At 68.3% G+C, this 1,945-nt stretch carries 1 protein-coding gene; it reads left to right on the top strand.

Features of this window, described 5'->3' with window-relative positions; genetic code table 11:
* Positions 1-58: 58 nt before the first annotated feature.
* The coding region (locus tag AC2CHG_RS31230; RefSeq protein ID WP_484526191.1) for a condensation domain-containing protein at positions 59-1,945 on the top strand (1,887 nt) is incomplete at its 3' end.

The raw sequence follows: 1,945 nt of genomic DNA, 5'->3' as shown, positions 1-1,945 counted from the left end.
GTCCGGGCGTGTGGTGGGTGGGGGTATTCCGGTGGTGGCGCGGGGTGAGGGTTTGCCGTTGTCGTTTGCGCAGCAGCGGTTGTGGTTTTTGGCGCAGTTCAATCCGGGTGGGGTGGATTACAACGCGTCGGCGGGTTTGCGGTTGGTGGGGGGTTTGGATCGTTCGGCGTTGGTGGGGGCGTTGGGCGATGTGGTGGCCCGGCATGAGGTGTTGCGGACGCGGTTGGTGTCTGTCGGTGGGGTTGGTGTGCAGGTGGTGGAGCCGGCGGGTTCGGTTTCCGCTGAGGTCCGGTTCGTGGACGGGGTGAGTGCCGGGGCGTTGGACGATGTGGTGTTGGAGGAGGTGTCCAGGCCGTTCGACGTGTCGGTCGTGCCGTTGGTGCGGGCGTTGGTGGTGGCTGTCGGGGTCGACGAGCACGTGGTGGTGTTGACGTTCCATCACGTGGCGGTCGACGGCTGGTCGTTGGGGTTGCTGACGCGTGAGTTGGGTGTCTTCTATGACGCCCGGGTGCGGGGTGTGGATGCGGGTTTGCCGGTGCCGGTGGTGCAGTACGCGGATTTCGCGGTGTGGCAGCGGTCGCGGTTGACCGAGCAGGTGCTGGCCGAGGGAGTGGGGTATTGGCGGCGGCAGTTGGCGGATGTGCCGGTGTTGGAGTTGCCGGTGGATCGGCCGCGGCCGGCGGTGCGGTCGACTGCGGGTGCGGTGGTGCGGGGTGTGGTGCCGGCGCAGACGGTGGCGGGTCTGTCGCGGTTGTGCCGGGCGCGGGGCGCGACGTTGTTCATGGTGCTGACCGCCGCGGTGCAGGTGGTGTTGGGCCGCTGGTCGGGTTCGTCGGATGTGGCGGTGGGTTCGGTCACTGCGGGTCGTGACCGTCGCGAGTTGCAGGACATGGTGGGCTTTTTCGTCAACACCGTGGTGCTGCGGTCGCGGATCGCCGAGCAGGAATCGTTCGGGCAGTTGCTGGGGCGGGTGCGGGAGACGGTGCTGGAAGCGTTCGCGCATCAGGATGTGCCGTTCGAACGGCTGGTGGAGGAACTCGTCGAGCAGCGTGACCCGAGCCGGTCACCGCTGTTCCAGGCGATGGTGGTGGTGCAGAACGCGCCGGTGGAGCTGCCCCGGTTGAGCGGCCTGGCGGTGACGGAGTTCGAGCTGCCGTGCGTGGCCGCGCAGTTCGAGGTGACCGTGGAGTTCACGGTGCCCGGCCCCGCCGACCCCGACCAGGGTTTGCAGATGGTGGTGGAGTTCAACACCGACCTGTTCGACGAGTCGACGATGGTGCGGCTCGGCGAGCACATCGTCGAGTTGTTGCGGGTGGTGGCCGCGGACGCGGTCGCCGAGGTGGAACGTCCGCTGGCGATGGTGAACATGCTGCCGGCGGCAGAGCGTGACCTGGTGGTGCAGGGATTCAACGACACGACGACGACCGTGCCGCAGCCCCACTGCGTGCAGGAGCTGTTCGCGCAGCGCGTGGCACACACCCCGGACGCGATAGCGGTGATCGACCATGCCGGACCCGTGACCTTCGCCGAACTCGACACCGCGGCGAACCGGGTGGCGCACTGGTTACGTGCCGCCGGCGCCGGCCCGGGCTCACTGGTCGGACTGTGCGTGTCGCGAGGCCGGCTGATGCCCCTGGGAATGCTGGCGGTGCTGCGCTCCGGAGCAGCATTCGTGCCGCTGGACCCGGGCTACCCGGACGACCGCCTGGCACACATGATCACCGACAGCGGCACCACCCTGGTGCTGACCGAACACGCACTCCACCAACGCCTACGCGCGGCCGGCCCGCAAACGCGATGGCTGGTTTTGGACGACACCGACACCGAGACCGCCGGACTCCCCGACACCCCACCCGAACCCACCGCCACCCCCGATGACCTGGCATACGTCATCTACACCTCCGGCTCCACCGGCAACCCCAAAGGCGTCCAGATCGAACACCGG

It is taken from the genome of Micromonospora sp. ATLC20 (assembly GCF_057196585.1).
Note: the sequence above shows the minus strand (reverse complement) of the source record. Positions and strands in the feature narration are given on the sequence as shown.